We start from the raw sequence: 17,766 nt of genomic DNA on the forward strand, positions 1-17,766 counted from the left end.
CACCGTACATAATACCCTCAGCTCAAAAAATCAACGCCACACAAATGAAATATTTATCTATTTGATTTACAAAGATATTTATTTATCGGAAAACGTTATGCCGATCACTTGCTCTTTTTGTTGCAGTTGAAAGACAAAGCATTTTTATTTTTATGCACAAATCCACAGAGTGACTATTGGACCTGAACAGAAGGTTTTAGGCATCCCTCGGTAATCCTTTTTCCACAGCCCGTATCAATCGTTTTTTCTGCATTGTCTGCACTTCTATCCCTTGCTCCTCACGCCGCCCCAATTGCTGCTTCAGTGCCCAGTGGATATGTTCATCCAGCATAGCGTCCTGTTCCAGCCGGGAGCGCAGCGCCATCACTATGGCATCCTGATAGGGGGCATTACCCAGTGCCACGGCAATATTACGCAACCAACGCAAATGGCCGATGCGCCGGATGGCAGAACCTTCGGTGATTCGCAGGAATTTCTCTTCCGCCCAACCGAACAGTTCAATCAGTTGCGGTGCATGCAGTGCAGCACGCGGGCTGAAATCATCTTCGTCAGTGAGCTGCGAAAAACGGTTCCAGGGGCAAATAAGCTGGCAATCATCACAGCCGTAGATACGGTTGCCCAACAATGGCCGAAATTCTTCAGGAATGGCACCTTCCAGCTCGATGGTGAGATAGGAGATACAGCGCCGGGCGTCCACGGTATAGGGTGCGACGATGGCTCCGGTCGGGCAAGTGGTGATACAGGCGACGCATCGGCCGCATTGTTCCTGCTGCGGTTCATCTACCGGCAAGGGCAGATCGATCAGCAGTTCGCCGAGAAAGAACCAGGAACCGGCTTCGCGATTGAGAATAAGTGAGTGTTTACCAACCCAGCCAATCCCGGCCTTGGAGGCCAATGCGCGTTCCATCACCGGCGCGGAGTCGACAAAAGGGCGGAAATTCAGCTCGCCGCAGTAGGCCTGGATCTGATCGCCGAGCTTTTTCAGCCGTTGGCGCAGCAGTTTGTGATAATCACGCCCCAACGCATAGCGGCTGACATAGCCCAATTCGGGGTTCTGCAGCGTGCTGGCAAAGGCCGCTTTGGCCGGCAGGTAGTTCATGCGCACGCTGATCACCCGCAGCGTGCCGGGCAGTAGCTCATGAGGCCGGGCGCGCAGCATGCCGTGGCGCGCCATCCACTCCATTTCGCCGTGATATTGTTTGTCCAGCCAGGCCTGCAATTTGGGCTCTTCCGCGCTGAGATCGGTGTCGCAGATGCCTACCTGCTGGAATCCTAGCGATTGGCCCCATTGCTTGATATGTTGGGCGAGTTGATTGAGATCGAGGGGGTGAGTCATGACGGGCCACAGTGAAAAACAATACTCCGACAGTTTATCACACTCTGTCTGGTCTGCAGACTGGATCCGACGGGCTGAAGCCAGCGCCGCTGCCTCGCAAGGCATTTCACTCTACCAACTGATGCAACGTGCCGGTGAGGCAGCTTACACCCTGGCATGCGACCAATATCCGGCCGCTCACCACTGGCTGGTGCTGTGCGGCCATGGCAACAATGGCGGTGACGGTTATGTGGTCGCTCGGCTGGCAGCGGCGGCCGGCGTTAAGGTCAGTCTGATCGCCTGCGAAGGCACACGCCCACTGCCGCCAGAGGCTGAAGAAGCGCGACAGGCCTGGTTGGACGCCGGGGGGGAAATTCATCCGGCTGACAGTCGTTGGCCGGAAGATATTGATCTGATAATCGACGGCCTGCTTGGTACCGGGCTGAGTAGTGCACCGCGTGCGCCATACGATGCGCTGATTGAAGCCGCTAATCGCAACTGCGCACCGGTTATCGCACTCGATATTCCCTCGGGCTTGCTGGCTGAAAGCGGTGCTGTGCCTGGCGTGGCGATCCGCGCTACGCACACCATGACGTTTATTGCCCTCAAACCGGGCTTGTTGACCGGTCAGGCCCGTGATTGGGTCGGGCAACTTCACCAGAGTACGCTAGGATTATCGGGTTGGCTGGCGAAGCAACCGGCACAGATTCAGCGGCTTACTGTCGAGTCCCTGCCTCTGTGGCTGAAACCGCGTCGTCCCTGCTCGCATAAAGGTGAACAAGGGCGTTTGTTGGTGGTTGGCGGCGATCATGGTTTTGGCGGGGCGATACGCATGGCGGCAGAGGCGGCACTACGCAGCGGCGCCGGGTTGGTGCGAGTACTTACTCACATTGAACATGTGGGGCCGTTATTGACCGCCAGACCCGAACTGATGGTACAGCCTTTGAGTGACGAGGCATTGCAGCAGGCGCTCGACTGGGCAGATGTCCTGGTAGTGGGGCCGGGACTGGGCCAGGGCGAATGGGGTAGGAATGCGCTGAAAGTATTGCAAGCCAGTGATAAACCGGCGTTATGGGACGCGGATGCGTTGAACTTGCTGGCATTAAATCCCGAGAAGCGTCAGAATCGTGTGATTACCCCGCATCCTGGGGAAGCGGCACGCCTGCTGGGGTGCCGTACCGCCGAGATTGAGAGTGATCGCTTACTTGCAGTGCGTAATCTGGTGGCGCAATACGGTGGCGTAGCCGTGCTGAAAGGTGCAGGTACGCTGATCGCCGACCAGTACGGCCAGATGGCGATCGCCGACGTCGGCAATGCCGGCATGGCCTCCGGCGGAATGGGCGATGTTCTGTCGGGTATCATCGGCGGTTTGCTGGGGCAAAAGCTCTCGCTGTATGATGCAGCCTGTGCCGGATGTGTGGCCCATGGCGCAGCCGCCGATCGCGTGGCGGCAAGACAAGGAATCAGGGGGATGCTGGCAAGCGACTTACTGCCGGAAATTCCTTATTACGTTAATCCTGAGTTGGCATAAATAGAAACTATCGAATGAAAGAACTCGTTTTACCTCTGCCGGATGAGGCAGCAACTGTCGCACTGGGTGCCGTCTTGGCTAAGGCGTGCGATCGTGCCAGCGTAATTTACCTTTACGGTGACCTGGGCGCCGGTAAAACCACCTTCAGCCGTGGTTTCCTGCAGGCATTGGGTCATCAGGGCAACGTTAAAAGCCCCACCTACACGCTGGTTGAGCCTTATGCGCTGCAGCCGCTGGCGGTATACCATTTTGATCTGTACCGCCTGGCCGATCCGGAAGAACTCGAATTTATGGGCATTCGCGATTATTTTGCGCAGGATGCTATTTGCCTGGTGGAATGGCCACAGCAGGGCACGGGCGTATTGCCGGAGCCGGATCTGGAGCTGCATCTCAGCTATCAGGATCAGGGGCGAGAAGCAAAAATTCAGGCGGTTTCCGCCTACGGCAGCCAGCTTTTAGACCGTATTCACGGGCCACAGGAATGACGCCGCAATGACGTATGCGTTGAGAAAACTATTCGTAATCGCCCTGATCGCCGTATTGGGGCCTTTGGGTGCGGCCAGTGCGCTGGCCGCATCGTCGCTGTCTGATATTAAAGTCACCAATGCCCAACGCGAAGCCACCGTCTCGGTGAGTTTCAACGGCCCGCCGGATTATGCCTTTTTCCCACTGCATGGCCCGGACCGCGTGGTCCTGGACGTTAACCAGAAAGGCAAGGTCGGTGGTCTGCCGCTGAATTTTAGCGGTCAAAACCTGGTGAAAAGCATCCGCTCCAGTACGCCGAAAGACGCCCAGAGCGTGCGGCTGGTGTTTGACCTGACCCAGCGCTCGAAGACCCGGGTGGCCACACGCCAAAGCGGCAGTATCTATACCGTGGTGTTTACCATTGCCGCCGAGGGCAGCGCAAATACCAATATAGTGCGTAAAGCTCCGGTATCGGTGCCTGCGCCGGTGGTCGTGAGCCAGCCAACGCGTAAAGCGCCGGTCGTGGTGAGTGAGCCTGATGAACCTGCACCGGTGCGTAAAGCACCAAGCGGTTCGAATCCGTTCAGCAACAAGACAACCGTAGTTGCGGGGACCGCATCGGAAATTACGCCGCGCAGCAGCCGCGTTTCCGCAGGTTCCGGCGATCGGGTGGTGGTAGCCATTGACGCCGGTCACGGCGGACAGGATCCGGGCGCTATCGGGCCGAACGGTCTGAAAGAGAAGAATGTCACCATTGCCATTGCTCGTCGCCTGCAGGCGTTGCTGGATGCCGATCCTCAGTTCAAACCGGTCTTAACACGCAATGGCGATTACTTCATCTCGGTGATGGGGCGTTCCGACGTAGCGCGCAAGCAGGGCGCCAACGTGCTGATCTCCATTCACGCTGATGCGGCGCCAAACCGCAGTGCCAATGGGGCCTCGGTTTGGGTTCTGTCCAACCGCCGTGCCAACAGTGAAATGGCGGGCTGGCTGGAACAGCATGAGAAACAGTCGGAATTGCTGGGCGGTGCGGGTGATTTGCTGGCCAACAGCCAGGCGGATCCTTACCTGAGCCAGGCAGTGCTGGATCTGCAGTTCGGTCACTCGCAACGTGTAGGTTACGATGTGGCGGTCAAAGTCTTGCAGCAGTTGCAGAGCGTCGGTTCATTGCATAAACGTCGTCCGGAACACGCCAGCCTTGGCGTGCTGCGTTCGCCGGATATTCCATCATTGCTGGTGGAAACAGGATTTATCAGTAATAGCACGGAGGAGCGGCTGCTCGGCAGTAGCGCGTATCAGGAAAAAATTGCCAGGGCGATCCACAACGGCCTGCGTAGTTATTTCCTGGCGCATCCGCTACAAGCCGACCCAAAGGTGGAAAACCGACCGCTGGACGTCGCAGCGGCGGTTAACTCCTCAACACCAGACGTCAGTCAGCCTGCACCGATCGTCAGTTCGGCCGGCAGCAGCCGAGTTAGCGGTAAAACGCAGATTCACGTAGTGAAGCGGGCGGAAACGCTCTCCGGCATTGCCGACAGCTATGGCACGACCATGGCGGCGTTGCGTGACCTGAACAAGCTGAAGAAGGATGGCGTATGGGTCGGCCAGCGCCTCAAGGTACCGGCGGGTAAATCCGCCGCTACTGTCAGCACGGTCGCCAAGGCGAAACCCAGCGTGAAGAAGCCGTCGAAGCATAAAGTGGCCCGCGGTGATACTTTGACATCTATTGCCAGCCGTTATGGTGTCAGCGTCAGCGACCTGAAACGCGTGAATAAACTGAAGTCGGACGTCGCGCCGCTGGATCGGACGCTGACCATTCCGCAGGCCTAGCGCCCACAATACAGGAGTCAGCATGCCCATCCAGGTGTTACCGCCCCAGCTTGCCAACCAGATTGCCGCCGGTGAAGTGGTCGAGCGGCCCGCGTCTGTGGTCAAGGAACTGGTGGAAAACAGTCTGGATGCCGGGGCGACGCGCATTGATATTGATATCGAGCGCGGTGGCGCCAAGCTGATCCGCATCCGTGATAACGGCAGTGGTATTGGCAAGGACGACCTGGCTCTGGCGTTGGCCCGTCATGCCACCAGTAAAATCAGCACGCTCGACGATTTGGAAGCCATTGTCAGCCTCGGTTTTCGCGGTGAGGCGCTGGCCAGCATCAGCTCGGTTTCTCGCTTGACCCTCACCTCACGCACCGCAGAGCAAAACGAAGCCTGGCAGGCTTATGCCGAAGGTCGCGATCAGGCGGTGACGGTCAAGCCGGCGGCACACCCGATAGGCAGCACGCTGGAAGTGCTGGATCTGTTCTACAACACCCCGGCGCGGCGCAAATTTATGCGCACCGAGAAAACCGAATTCGGTCATATCGATGAAGTGGTGCGACGCATTGCACTGGCGCGTTTCGATGTGGCAATCAACCTTAGTCACAATGGCAAGCTGATGCGCCAATATCGCGCAGCGAAGGACGAGAGCCAGTATGAGCGCCGCCTGGGCAGTATTTGCGGCCCGGCCTTTTTGCAGCATGCGCTGAATATCTCCTGGCAGCACGGTGACCTGACCATTCGCGGCTGGGTAGCCGATCCCGCCGGTGCCCGGCAACTGGGCGAAATGCAGTATTGCTACGTCAACAGCCGCATGATGCGCGATCGTTTGATCAATCACGCCATCCGCCAGGCCTATCAGGATCAACTGAAAGACGACCAGCAGCCTGCCTATGTGCTGTATCTCGAGGTTGACCCGCATCAGGTGGATGTGAATGTTCACCCAGCCAAGCACGAGGTGCGTTTCCATCAGGCTCGGCTGGTGCACGACTTTATCTATCAGGCGGTAACCACCGTGTTGCAGCAGGTCGGCAATGCGCCGTTGCCGTTGACCGATGAAACCGAGCAGCAACCGGTGCCGGTCTGGCAGCCGGAAAATCGTGTCGCCGCTGGCGGCAACCATTTTTCTCAGCCTGCACCGCGCCGCGAAACCCCATCGACCGAGCCTGCCGTCGCGCGTGAACGTGCACCGCAACCGGCCTATCATTCGGGCAGTGATTATCAGAAGCGAGAAGGCGAACTGTACGGCAAGCTGTTACAGGCCACGCCAGTGGCTGAGCCACGGCAAGAAGCACCGAAGCAACCGCTGTTTCCACCGGTAAAAATCGGGCAGGAAACGCCACTGGCCGGTAGTCAGCACAGTTTCGGTCGTGTGCTGATGATCCACCCGCCATGTTACGCACTGATTGAAAACCGGCAGCAGTTGATGTTGCTTAACCTGTCGGTGGCCGAACGCTGGTTACGTCAGGCGCAACTCAATCCTTCGCAAGAAGGCCTGCGGCCACAGCCGCTGCTGATCCCGATCAAGCTGACGTTGAACAAACAAGAGGCGGCTGCCTGCGTACATCATCAGCCGCTATTGGTAACCATGGGTCTGGATCTGCAAGTTGATCACGGGCGTGTGACGCTGCGCGCAGTACCTTTACCATTACGCCAACAAAATTTACAAAAACTGATACCCGAGCTGTTAGGCTATCTGGCCGAGCATCAGGAGATGTCGCCCGCGGTATTGGCCACCTGGTTTGCCCGCCATTTAGGTAGCGAGCATGAACAGTGGAACACCTCGCAAGCGATACAATTGCTGACCGACGTTGAACGACTTTGCCCGCAGCTGGTCAAATCACCACCCAGCGGACTTTTACAACCTGTTGATTTACAGGCTGCACTGACAGCACTTAGGCATGATTGAAACTGAAATGACACCACGTCCCCCGGCTATTTTTATCATGGGGCCGACCGCCTCGGGCAAAACCGCATTGGCGATCGCGCTGCGTGAACACCTGCCTGTGGAATTGATCAGCGTGGATTCTGCGCTGATTTATCGCGGCATGGATATCGGCACGGCCAAACCGAGCGCTGAAGAACTGGCGCAGGCACCGCATCGGCTGATTGATATTCGTGACCCTGCCGAAGTCTACTCCGCAGCGGACTTTCGCGCCGACGCACTGAAAGAGATGGCCGCCATTACCGCCGCCGGGCGTATCCCGCTGCTGGTGGGGGGCACCATGCTTTATTTCAAAGCGTTGCTGGAAGGATTATCGCCGTTGCCACCTGCCGATCCGGCGGTGCGCGAACGCATCGAACAGCAGGCGGCGGAGCAGGGTTGGGACGTTTTACACCGTCAGTTGCAAGAGATTGACCCGGTTGCGGCATTGAGAATTCATCCGAATGATCCGCAGAGACTGTCCAGAGCACTGGAAGTTTTTTTTATTTCGGGTAAAACTTTAACGGAACTGACTAAAATTTCGGGTGAATCGTTGCCGTATCATGTGCACCAATTTGCGATAGCGCCGACCAGCCGTGAGTTGATCCATCAACGCATAGAGCTGCGGTACCATCAAATGTTGGCGGCAGGTTTTGAGACGGAAGCGCGTGCACTTTTTGCACGGGGTGATTTGCATACGGATTTGCCTTCCATTCGCTGTGTCGGTTATCGCCAGATGTGGTCATATTTGTCTTGCGAGATTAGTTACGATGAGATGGTTTATCGTGGTATTTGCGCAACGCGTCAATTGGCCAAGCGCCAAATGACCTGGTTACGAGGCTGGGACTCGGTACATTGGCTGGACAGCGAGAAGCCGGGAGAGGCTTTGGACTCGGTAATACAGGTTGTTAGTGCATAGGTTGAGTGATTGTGTACAATTGATGAGTATTCAGCGCGCAAATTTTTTAGGTCGTTTATTTTAGAGCCGACAGGTTCTTAGTTAAAAACAACAAGCAAATAAGGAAAAGATAGAATGGCTAAGGGGCAATCTTTGCAAGATCCGTTCCTGAACGCATTGCGTCGTGAACGTGTTCCGGTTTCTATTTATTTGGTGAATGGTATTAAGCTGCAAGGCCAGATTGAGTCTTTTGACCAGTTTGTCATCCTGTTGAAAAACACGGTGAGCCAGATGGTTTATAAGCACGCTATCTCTACCGTTGTCCCGTCACGCCCGGTATCGCACCATAGCAATACTCCGAGCGGCGGCACCAGTAACTATCACCATGGTAACAACCCGTCTGCGCCGCAACAGCCGCAGCAGGAAAGCGATGACGCTGAATAAAGCGCGTTGCGAGTCAACCATGACGGGGAGCATAAGCAGCCGTGGGCTGTTTATGTCCCCCAAACTCACGGATTCCCGTTTGAGAGGTTGCACGCTTGTTTGACCGTTATGAAGCCGGTGAGCAGGCCGTCCTGGTTCATATCTATTTCTCGCAAGACAAAGATACCGAAGATCTCAGTGAGTTCGAATCCCTGGTGTCCTCAGCGGGTGTCGAAGCTTTGCAAGTGGTGACTGGTAGCCGCAAAGCCCCACATCCCAAGTACTTTGTCGGTGAAGGAAAGGCCGAAGAAATTGCAGATGCGGTAAAAGCCAGTGGCGCATCTGTTGTCCTGTTTGATCACTCCCTTTCCGCGGCGCAAGAGAGAAACCTTGAACGCCTGTGCGAATGCCGGGTGATCGATCGCACCGGGTTGATTCTAGACATCTTTGCCCAGCGTGCCCGTACCCATGAAGGTAAGCTGCAGGTAGAGCTGGCGCAGTTGCGTCATATTGCCACGCGTTTAGTTCGTGGCTGGACGCACCTTGAGCGCCAAAAAGGGGGGATTGGCCTGCGCGGGCCGGGGGAAACCCAATTAGAGACCGACCGTCGTCTGTTACGCGATCGCATTAGCCTGATTCTACGCCGCCTGGAGCGGGTAGCTAAGCAGCGTGAACAGGGCCGACGTGCGCGTACCCGTGCTGAAGTGCCAACCGTATCGCTGGTGGGATACACCAACGCCGGTAAATCTACCCTGTTTAATCGAATAACGTCTGCCGATGTGTATGCGGCCGACCAGCTATTTGCCACCCTGGATCCTACCCTGCGGCGTATCGACGTGGCCGATGTGGGCGATACCGTGTTGGCGGATACCGTAGGTTTTATCCGGCACCTGCCGCACGATCTGGTGGCCGCCTTTAAGGCAACGCTGCAAGAAACGCGTCAGGCATCTTTGCTGTTACATGTAATCGACGCCGCGGATACCCGTGTCGATGAGAACATTGAAGCGGTAAATACCGTGCTGGCAGAGATCGACTCGGATGAGATCCCTACACTGTTAGTGATGAACAAAATAGATATGCTGGATGATTTTGTTCCGCGTATCGACCGCAACGATGAAAACTTACCGATCCGGGTGTGGCTGTCCGCCGCCAGCGGTGAAGGTATCCCGTTGCTGTATCAGGCGTTGACGGAGCGCTTATCGGGGGAAATCGCGCATTATGAGCTGCGCTTACCGCCAGAGGCAGGCCGTCTTCGTAGCCGTTTTTACCAGCTTCAGGCAATTGAAAAAGAGTGGAACGAAGAAGACGGCAGCATTGGCGTGGTGGTTCGTATGCCCATCGTCGAATGGCGTCGCCTCTGCAAACAGGAACTGGATCTGATTAACTTTATAGTATGATCATATCCTGTTACATTTGAGCTTCGCGTAAGCCTGAAGTACCCAATCACAGAATATGGAGCTAAAACATGGCGTGGAATCAGCCCGGTAATAACGGACAGGACCGCGACCCGTGGGGGAGCAGCAATAACAATGGCGGCAACTCTGGCGGTAATAACAAAGGCGGTCGCGATCAAGGGCCACCTGATTTGGACGATATCTTCCGCAAGCTGAGCAAAAAACTGAGCGGCTTGGGCGGGGGCAAAGGCTCCAACAACAATAACGACGGCGGTACTGGCTCTTCGGGACCGGGCCTTAGCGGTCGTATTATCGGTATCGCTGCGGTTGCGGTGGTGGTGATTTGGGCCGCCAGCGGTTTCTACACCATCAAGGAAGCCGAGCGCGGTGTCGTGACTCGTTTCGGCAAGTTCAGCCACCTGGTGCAACCGGGTCTGAACTGGAAGCCGACCTTCATCGATGAAGTACGTCCGGTCAACGTGGAGTCGGTGCGTGAACTGGCCGCTTCTGGCGTGATGCTGACCTCCGATGAGAACGTGGTGCGCGTAGAAATGAACGTGCAGTACCGCGTGACCAACCCGGAAGCCTATCTGTTCAGCGTGACCAACGCCGACGACAGCCTGAGCCAGGCTACTGACAGCGCCCTGCGTGGCGTTATCGGCAAGTACACCATGGACAAGATCTTGACCGAAGGCCGTACTATCGTGCGTAGCGATACCCAACGCGTACTGGAAGAGACTATTCGTCCGTACCACATGGGCATCACGCTGCTGGACGTCAACTTCCAGGCCGCTCGTCCGCCGGAAGAGGTGAAAGCCGCATTTGATGATGCGATTGCCGCACGTGAGAACGAGCAGCAGTACATCCGTGAGGCAGAAGCTTACGCCAACGAAGTTCAGCCACGCGCCAATGGTCAGGCACAGCGTTTGTTGGAAGATGCCAAAGCCTATAAAGACCGTACCGTCCTGGAAGCACAGGGTGAGGTTGCGGGCTTTGCCAAGCTGTTGCCGGAATACAAGTCTGCACCGCAAATCACCCGCGAGCGTCTGTATATCGAAACCATGGAAAAAGTCCTGAGCCACACTCGTAAGGTGTTGGTGAATGACAAAGGCAACAATCTTATGGTGTTACCGCTGGATCAAATGCTGCGTGGCCAAACCGGCGCGGCGGCTGAAGGCAATAAAGACACCAGCCTGATTCGTCTCAACCCCGCTCCGTCTGCCAACAGCGGCGCCAGCTCCAGCAGCCAGCGCACCAGCAACGGCTCGGTCATGGACCAGCGCCGGGCGAATGCGCAGCGTGACGACACCACTCGCGTAGGGAGAGAATAATCAATGCGTAAGTCTTTTATAGTAATTATCCTCGCGGTGCTGGTGGCGTTGTATGCCTCTTTGTTCGTGGTTCAGGAAGGTCAGCGCGGCATCGTGCTGCGTTTCGGCAAGGTACTGCGTGACAGCGACAACAAGCCGCTGGTTTATGCGCCGGGCCTGCACTTCAAGATCCCGTTCATTGAATCAGTGAAAACGCTGGATGCGCGTATCCAGACCATGGACAACCAGGCTGACCGCTTTGTTACCAGCGAGAAGAAAGACCTGATCGTCGACTCATACCTGAAATGGCGTATCAGCGATTTCAGCCGTTACTACCTGGCAACCGGCGGCGGTGATGTTTCACAGGCCGAAGTGTTGCTGAAACGTAAGTTCAGTGACCGTCTGCGTTCCGAAATTGGTCGTCTGGATGTTAAAGACATCGTGACCGACTCGCGTGGCAAACTGATGTCCGACGTGCGTGACGCGCTGAACACCGGTACCGTGGGTGATGACCAGGAAGTGGCGACCACCGAAGCCGATGACGCTATTGCTTCTGCAGCGGCGCGTGTTGAAAAGGAAACCACCGGCAAACTGCCGAAGGTTAACCCGAACAGCATGGCGGCGTTGGGTATCGAAGTGATCGACGTGCGTATCAAGCAGATCAACTTGCCGGCAGAAGTGTCTGATGCAATCTACCAGCGTATGCGCGCCGAGCGTGAAGCGGTAGCCCGTCGCCACCGTTCACAGGGTCAGGAAGAGGCTGAGAAGCTGCGCGCTACCGCAGACTACGAAGTGACTCGTACCCTGGCGGAAGCCGAACGTACAGCGCGTATCACTCGTGGTGAAGGTAATGCCGAAGCGGCCAAACTGTTTGCTAACGCATTCAGCCAGGATCCAGACTTCTACGCCTTTATCCGTAGCCTGCGTGCTTATGAAACCAGCTTCAGCAGCAATAACCAGGACGTGATGGTACTGAGCCCGGACAGCGATTTCTTCCGCTACATGAAGTCGCCTGATTCCGTACGCAAGTAACCACGATCGGTTAATGATAGAGGGCCCGTTTAAACGCGGGCCCTTTCTTTTTGGGAGTCACTGATGAATTCAACGATCTGGCTGGCGCTTGGGCTGGTTTTGGTGCTGGAAGGCTTGGGCCCGATGCTGTTCCCGCAGGCCTGGCGCAAAATGATACTGGCGATGACCCAGTTTCCTGACGCGACACTGCGTCGATTTGGCGGTGGAATAGTGGTTGCAGGCTGTGTGATCTACTACATGTTGCGTACGCACGCAGGGGTTTAAAGTTTAGCCTAAAAAATATGCAACCCTATGCTAAAAGTGCTGAAACTCGCGAATTACGGTGGTAGAATCCATTTTTAAGCAACCGGTGATTTTTAAAATGGGTAAGAACGTCGTCGTACTGGGCACTCAATGGGGTGACGAAGGTAAGGGCAAGGTCGTAGACCTGCTGACCGAACGGGCTCAATATGTAGTGCGCTACCAAGGGGGCCATAACGCTGGCCACACTCTGGTTATTAACGGTGAAAAAACCGTCCTTCATTTGATTCCTTCAGGCATTCTGCGTGCAAACGTGACCAGCATCATCGGCAACGGTGTGGTTCTGGCTCCAGACGCATTGATGAAAGAAATGGGTGAACTCGAAGCGCGCGGCATCCCGGTACGCGAACGTCTGTTACTTTCCGAAGCCTGTCCGCTGATCCTGCCTTATCACGTTGCGCTGGATAACGCGCGCGAGAAAGCACGCGGCGCGAAAGCTATCGGTACTACCGGTCGCGGTATCGGCCCGGCTTATGAAGATAAAGTGGCTCGTCGCGGTCTGCGCGTTAGCGACTTGTTCAATAAAGAAACCTTCGCCGTTAAGCTGAAGGAAATCGTTGATTATCATAACTTCCAGTTGGTCAACTACTACAAAGTTGAAGCCGTTGATTACCAGGCAACTCTGGATTATGTGCTGTCTATCGCCGACATCCTGACTGCCATGGTTGTTGACGTTTCCGAACTGCTGGACGGCGCGCGCAAGCGTGGCGACCTGATCATGTTCGAAGGCGCACAGGGCACCCTGCTGGATATCGACCACGGTACCTATCCGTATGTGACCTCTTCCAATACCACTGCTGGCGGCGTTGCTACCGGTTCAGGTATTGGTCCGCGTTACGTGGATTACGTACTGGGCATTGTTAAAGCCTACTCTACCCGTGTGGGTGCAGGTCCGTTCCCAACTGAACTGTTCGATGAAACCGGTGAATTCCTGTGCAAGCAGGGTAACGAGTTCGGCGCCACTACCGGCCGTCGTCGTCGTACCGGCTGGCTGGACGCGGTAGCCGTTCGCCGTTCTGTACAGATCAACTCCCTGTCTGGCTTCTGCCTGACCAAGCTGGACGTGTTGGACGGCTTGAAAGAAGTGAAGATCTGCGTGGGTTACCGCATGCCTGACGGCCGCGAAATGACCACCACTCCGCTGGCGGCTGAAGGTTGGGAAGGTATTGAGCCAATCTACGAAACCATGCCGGGCTGGAGCGACACCACTTTTGGCGTGAAAGAGCACAGCAAACTGCCACAGGCGGCGCTGAACTACATCAAGCGCATTGAAGAGCTGACTGGCGTGCCGGTAGACATTATCTCTACAGGTCCAGACCGTAGCGAAACCATGATCCTGCGCGACCCGTTCGACGCATAATCTGGCCTTGCTGCAGTAGAACAAACCGGGCATTGTCCCGGTTTGTTTTTATCATTATTCTCCCCGGTTGCGATTTCACTTCAAAAAATCCTTTCTTTAACCTGTCCAGAGTCCGAGATGCGCTAAATAATTAGCGGCGAACTCTCTGGCTGGTTTATTATCCAATAAGTAATCTTTTGAATAATGCCGAAAATCGGCGTATCAGACGGGTAAAATGATACCCAGAGGTAGATGTGCAGTTAACAAGTTTTACTGATTACGGCCTGCGGGCGTTGATCTACATGGCCTCGCTGCCGCCGGACAAAATGACCAGTATCTCGGAAGTTACCGAGGTCTACGGCGTGTCCAGAAACCATATGGTAAAGATCATCAATCAGTTAAGCCGGGTTGGGTTTGTGACCGCCGTGCGCGGTAAGAACGGCGGCATCCGTTTAGGCAAACCGGCCGAAACCATTCGCCTCGGCGATGTAGTCAGGGCGTTAGAGCCGCTTTCACTGGTTAACTGCAACAGTAATTTCTGCCACATAACCCCTGCGTGCCGCCTGAAACAGGTGCTGCAACAGGGCGTACAGAATTTCCTTGAAGAGCTGGACAGCCACACGTTGGCCGATATGGTCGAAGACAATCCATCGCTCTACAAGCTATTGCTTGTCGAATAAAGCGTCGCTGAGAAGACAAGGCTCAGCGGCACCCTGCTGATGACAACGGAGGAACCGCAATGTCACAAGATCCATTCCTGGAACGAGAAGCAGAAAAATATGAATCCCCAATCCCGAGCCGTGAATTCATTCTGGCCCATCTGGCGAAAAGAGAAACGCCGGCCAGCCGCGAAGAGCTGGCCAAAGAGCTGAATTTAACCGGTGAAGAGCCGTTAGAAGCGTTGCGTCGCCGTCTGCGTGCGATGGAACGCGACGGTCAGTTAATATTTACCCGCCGCCAGTGCTATGCGCTGCCGGAACGTCTTGATTTGCTGCGCGGTACCGTTATCGGCCACCGTGATGGCTTTGGTTTCCTGCGTATTGAAGGCAGTAAAGACGACCTGTATCTGTCAGCCGAGCAGATGAAAATGGCAATCCACGGTGATGTGGTGCTGGCACAGGCAATGGCTGCAGATCGCAAGGGCCGCCGTGAAGCGCGTATCGTCCGTGTGCTGGTACCGAAAACCAGCCAAATCGTCGGTCGTTTCTTTATGGATGCCGGTACCGGCTTTGTGGTGCCGGACGACAGCCGCCTGAGCTTCGATATCCTGATCCCGGCCGAAGCCGCCAGCGGCGCGCGCATGGGCTTTATGGTGGTGGTTGAGCTGACCCAGCGTCCGACCCGCCGTACCAAGGCAGTGGGCAAGATCGTTGAGATCCTCGGCGATAAAATGGGAACCAGCATGGCGGTGGATATCGCTCTGCGCACCCATGAGATCCCGCATGTTTGGCCGCCACAGGTGGAAAAGCAGGTTGCCGATCTCAGCGAACAGGTACCGGAAGCCGCCAAGAAAGGCCGTGTCGATCTGCGCCAGTTGCCTTTGGTGACTATTGACGGCGAAGATGCGCGCGATTTCGATGACGCGGTTTACTGTGAGAAAAAACGCGGCGGCGGTTGGCGCCTGTGGGTAGCTATTGCCGACGTCAGTTACTATGTGCGTCCGCGTACTGCGCTGGATGACGAAGCGCGCAACCGTGCTACCTCGGTGTACTTCCCTTCGGAGGTTATCCCGATGCTGCCGGAAGTACTGTCCAACGGCCTGTGTTCGCTTAATCCGCAGGTTGACCGCCTCTGTATGGTGTGCGAGATGACTATCTCCGCCCAGGGGCGTCTGTCGACGGCCAAATTCTATGAAGCGGTAATGAGCTCTCATGCCCGTTTAACCTACAACAAAGTCTGGCACATCTTGCAGGGCGATCAGGAGCTGCGTGAGCATTATCACCCGCTGGTCAAGCACCTGGAAGAGCTGCACACCATGTACAAGGTGTTGGATCAGGCGCGCGCCGAACGTGGCGGTATTGCTTTCGAAACCGAAGAAGCCAAGTTTATCTTCAACGCCGAACGCCGTATTGAACGTGTTGAGCCAACGGTGCGTAACGACGCCCACAAACTGATCGAAGAGTGCATGATCATGGCGAACGTTGCCGCGGCACGCTTCGTTGAGAAGAATAACGAGCCGGCGCTGTTCCGCGTGCATGACCGTCCAAGTGACGATCATATTACTGCCTTGCGCAGCGTGTTGGGCGAGCTGGGTCTGACGCTGGGCGGCGGTAACAAGCCGCAGCCGAAGGACTACGCCACCTTGATGGATGAAGTGTCCGAACGTCCTGACCATGAAATGCTGCAAACCATGCTGCTGCGTTCCATGAAACAGGCGGTCTACGATCCGGAAAACCGGGGCCACTTTGGTCTGGCGCTGGCTTCTTACGGCCACTTCACCTCACCGATCCGTCGTTATCCGGATCTGGCGATGCACCGCGCGATCAAATATCAGTTGGCTAAAGAGCACGGTGAGCCGAAAGAGCGCTGGACGCCGACCGGTGGCTGGCACAGCGAGTTTGAAGAAATGCTGCAGCTGGGCGAGCACTGTTCGATGGCCGAGCGCCGTGCTGATGAAGCGACGCGTAACGTTGCCGACTGGCTGAAATGCGACTTTATGCAGGATCACGTCGGGGAAGTGTTCAGCGGTATTATTGCCAGCGTGACCGGCTTTGGTTTCTTCGTCCGCCTGAACGATCTGTTTATCGACGGTCTGGTGCACGTATCATCGCTGGATAATGACTATTATCGCTACGATAATATCGGTCAGCGTCTGATTGGCGAATCCTCCGGCGTGGTTTATCGCCTGGGTGATACGGTGGAGATCCGCGTTGAAGCGGTGCATATGGACGAGCGTAAAATCGACTTCGCTCTGGTCTCCAGCACTCGCAAACCGCGTGGTGAAGGCAAAACCGAACGCGATCGAGCCAAGAATGGTGGCCAACGCACCCTGCGTGGTGGGGCTGGCGCAGGCCGCACTTCTGCGCCACGCAAACGTCGTGGTGGCAAAGCGCCCGCCAATTTTGAGCCTGACAGCGCCTTCCGTAAAGACGAAGCCAAACCCGCTGACAAGGTGAAGAAAGACAAAAAGGCGAAAGCCAAGAAAGTGTCCGACAAAACCCGGAAAATAGCGTCGGCGACCAAGGCCAAACGCGCCGGCAAGAAGAAAGGTGCTGAGCAGGCTTAAGCTGCCACACGTCATTATCACCGGCTGGCATACGCCAGCCGCACAGTTAAAAGAGCATCATGAGCGAAATTATTTACGGTATTCATGCCGTCAAGGCCCTGTTAGATAACGATCCGCAACGCTTCCTTGAAGTGTTTATCCTCAAAGGGCGTGACGATCGCCGCTTGCAGCCGCTGATCGCGGAGCTGGAAGCGACCGGCATTGTTATCCAGGTGGCTAACCGCCAGTGGCTGGATGAGAAGGTCGAGGGCGCGGTGCATCAGGGGATTATCGCCCGGGTGCGCGAAGGGCGTCAGTATCAGGAAAACGATTTGCCGGCGCTGCTGGAAAGCGTGGATACACCATTCCTGTTGGTGTTGGACGGCGTGACCGACCCGCACAACCTCGGCGCCTGCCTTCGCAGTGCCGATGCGGCCGGTGTACATGCGGTGATCGTCCCGCGCGATCGCTCTGCCCAGTTGAATGCGACTGCCAAGAAAGTGGCCTGCGGCGCGGCGGAAAACGTTCCGTTGATTCGCGTCACCAACCTGGCGCGCACCCTGCGTTTGTTGCAGGAAATGAACGTCTGGGTCGTCGGCACGGCCGGCGAAGCCGATCACACTTTGTTCCAGAGCAAAATGACTGGCCCAATGGCGCTGGTGATGGGGGCAGAAGGTGAAGGTATGCGTCGTCTGACTCGTGAGCACTGTGACGAACTGATCAGCATCCCAATGGCCGGGACGGTGTCTTCACTGAACGTTTCAGTCGCCACCGGCATTTGCCTGTTTGAAGCAGTACGTCAGCGCAGTTGA

Annotated in this window: 15 protein-coding genes; 14 read left to right on the forward strand and 1 reads right to left on the reverse strand. The window is 56.0% G+C overall.

What is annotated here, in order from left to right:
- Positions 1-196 precede the first annotated feature (196 nt).
- Positions 197-1,336: a tRNA epoxyqueuosine(34) reductase QueG gene (gene queG / locus FCL49_RS13745; protein WP_174354028.1), complete on the reverse strand. Its 1,140-nt coding sequence runs from the start codon at positions 1,334-1,336 to the stop codon at positions 197-199.
- On the opposite strand from queG, the gene nnr reads away from it, so the two are divergent.
- From nnr to rlmB, 14 genes are all read left to right on the forward strand, one after another.
- Positions 1,335-2,846 carry a bifunctional ADP-dependent NAD(P)H-hydrate dehydratase/NAD(P)H-hydrate epimerase gene (gene nnr / locus FCL49_RS13750; protein ID WP_174354029.1) on the forward strand — a complete coding sequence of 504 codons (1,512 nt, stop codon included), beginning with the start codon at positions 1,335-1,337 and terminating at the stop codon, positions 2,844-2,846. The two genes, queG and nnr, sit on opposite strands and share 2 nt — an antisense overlap.
- A gap of 14 nt (positions 2,847-2,860) precedes the next feature.
- Entirely contained in the window at positions 2,861-3,331 is a 471-nt protein-coding gene (gene tsaE / locus FCL49_RS13755) for a tRNA (adenosine(37)-N6)-threonylcarbamoyltransferase complex ATPase subunit type 1 TsaE (RefSeq protein ID WP_012004890.1), read from the forward strand.
- A 7-nt stretch (positions 3,332-3,338) separates the two neighbouring features.
- Complete coding sequence (amiB, locus tag FCL49_RS13760; RefSeq protein ID WP_174354030.1) at positions 3,339-5,141, forward strand: N-acetylmuramoyl-L-alanine amidase AmiB; 1,803 nt, start codon at positions 3,339-3,341, stop codon at positions 5,139-5,141.
- Positions 5,142-5,163: 22 nt separating this feature from the next.
- Positions 5,164-7,038 (forward strand): DNA mismatch repair endonuclease MutL, encoded by a 1,875-nt coding sequence (gene mutL / locus FCL49_RS13765; RefSeq protein WP_174354031.1) that lies wholly within the window; start codon positions 5,164-5,166, stop codon positions 7,036-7,038.
- A complete protein-coding gene (gene miaA, locus FCL49_RS13770) occupies positions 7,031-7,972 on the forward strand; it encodes a tRNA (adenosine(37)-N6)-dimethylallyltransferase MiaA (RefSeq protein ID WP_174354032.1) in 942 nt (313 codons plus the stop codon). The genes mutL and miaA overlap by 8 nt, the downstream gene beginning before the upstream one ends.
- A 114-nt stretch (positions 7,973-8,086) precedes the next feature.
- Positions 8,087-8,395 (forward strand): RNA chaperone Hfq, encoded by a 309-nt coding sequence (hfq, locus tag FCL49_RS13775; RefSeq protein WP_012004894.1) that lies wholly within the window; start codon positions 8,087-8,089, stop codon positions 8,393-8,395.
- Positions 8,396-8,490: 95 nt separating this feature from the next.
- Positions 8,491-9,771 (forward strand): ribosome rescue GTPase HflX, encoded by a 1,281-nt coding sequence (hflX, locus tag FCL49_RS13780; RefSeq protein ID WP_174354033.1) that lies wholly within the window; start codon positions 8,491-8,493, stop codon positions 9,769-9,771.
- Between the two features lie 68 nt (positions 9,772-9,839).
- Complete coding sequence (gene hflK, locus FCL49_RS13785) at positions 9,840-11,099, forward strand: FtsH protease activity modulator HflK (protein ID WP_135314826.1); 1,260 nt, start codon at positions 9,840-9,842, stop codon at positions 11,097-11,099.
- A gap of 3 nt (positions 11,100-11,102) precedes the next feature.
- Positions 11,103-12,110 (forward strand): protease modulator HflC, encoded by a 1,008-nt coding sequence (hflC, locus tag FCL49_RS13790; RefSeq protein WP_135314827.1) that lies wholly within the window; start codon positions 11,103-11,105, stop codon positions 12,108-12,110.
- A gap of 63 nt (positions 12,111-12,173) precedes the next feature.
- Positions 12,174-12,374: a DUF2065 domain-containing protein gene (locus FCL49_RS13795; protein WP_017891360.1), complete on the forward strand. Its 201-nt coding sequence runs from the start codon at positions 12,174-12,176 to the stop codon at positions 12,372-12,374.
- Between the two features lie 97 nt (positions 12,375-12,471).
- Positions 12,472-13,770 carry an adenylosuccinate synthase gene (locus FCL49_RS13800; RefSeq protein WP_135314829.1) on the forward strand — a complete coding sequence of 433 codons (1,299 nt, stop codon included), beginning with the start codon at positions 12,472-12,474 and terminating at the stop codon, positions 13,768-13,770.
- A 233-nt stretch (positions 13,771-14,003) separates the two neighbouring features.
- Positions 14,004-14,429, forward strand: coding sequence for a nitric oxide-sensing transcriptional repressor NsrR (nsrR, locus tag FCL49_RS13805; RefSeq protein WP_135314830.1), 426 nt, complete (start codon positions 14,004-14,006; stop codon positions 14,427-14,429).
- 59 nt (positions 14,430-14,488) lie between these two features.
- The gene (gene rnr, locus FCL49_RS13810) at positions 14,489-16,975 is read left to right on the forward strand and encodes a ribonuclease R (RefSeq protein ID WP_017891362.1); all 2,487 of its coding nucleotides are present in this window, start codon (positions 14,489-14,491) and stop codon (positions 16,973-16,975) included.
- Between the two features lie 59 nt (positions 16,976-17,034).
- Complete coding sequence (gene rlmB, locus FCL49_RS13815) at positions 17,035-17,766, forward strand: 23S rRNA (guanosine(2251)-2'-O)-methyltransferase RlmB (protein ID WP_012004902.1); 732 nt, start codon at positions 17,035-17,037, stop codon at positions 17,764-17,766.

It is taken from the genome of Serratia proteamaculans, assembly GCF_013337185.1.
Taxonomy (GTDB): domain Bacteria; phylum Pseudomonadota; class Gammaproteobacteria; order Enterobacterales; family Enterobacteriaceae; genus Serratia; species Serratia proteamaculans_D.

Bases quoted from the DNA above. Each gene is read 5' to 3' on its own strand.
- nnr (WP_174354029.1), top strand. From the start codon at position 1,335: ATGACGGGCCACAGTGAAAAACAATACTCCGACAGTTTATCACACTCT.
- queG (WP_174354028.1), bottom strand. From the start codon at position 1,336: ATGACTCACCCCCTCGATCTCAATCAACTCGCCCAACATATCAAGCAA.
- tsaE (WP_012004890.1), top strand. From the start codon at position 2,861: ATGAAAGAACTCGTTTTACCTCTGCCGGATGAGGCAGCAACTGTCGCA.
- amiB (WP_174354030.1), top strand. From the start codon at position 3,339: ATGACGTATGCGTTGAGAAAACTATTCGTAATCGCCCTGATCGCCGTA.
- mutL (WP_174354031.1), top strand. From the start codon at position 5,164: ATGCCCATCCAGGTGTTACCGCCCCAGCTTGCCAACCAGATTGCCGCC.
- miaA (WP_174354032.1), top strand. From the start codon at position 7,031: ATGATTGAAACTGAAATGACACCACGTCCCCCGGCTATTTTTATCATG.
- hfq (WP_012004894.1), top strand. From the start codon at position 8,087: ATGGCTAAGGGGCAATCTTTGCAAGATCCGTTCCTGAACGCATTGCGT.
- hflK (WP_135314826.1), top strand. From the start codon at position 9,840: ATGGCGTGGAATCAGCCCGGTAATAACGGACAGGACCGCGACCCGTGG.
- hflC (WP_135314827.1), top strand. From the start codon at position 11,103: ATGCGTAAGTCTTTTATAGTAATTATCCTCGCGGTGCTGGTGGCGTTG.
- FCL49_RS13795 (WP_017891360.1), top strand. From the start codon at position 12,174: ATGAATTCAACGATCTGGCTGGCGCTTGGGCTGGTTTTGGTGCTGGAA.
- FCL49_RS13800 (WP_135314829.1), top strand. From the start codon at position 12,472: ATGGGTAAGAACGTCGTCGTACTGGGCACTCAATGGGGTGACGAAGGT.
- rnr (WP_017891362.1), top strand. From the start codon at position 14,489: ATGTCACAAGATCCATTCCTGGAACGAGAAGCAGAAAAATATGAATCC.
- rlmB (WP_012004902.1), top strand. From the start codon at position 17,035: ATGAGCGAAATTATTTACGGTATTCATGCCGTCAAGGCCCTGTTAGAT.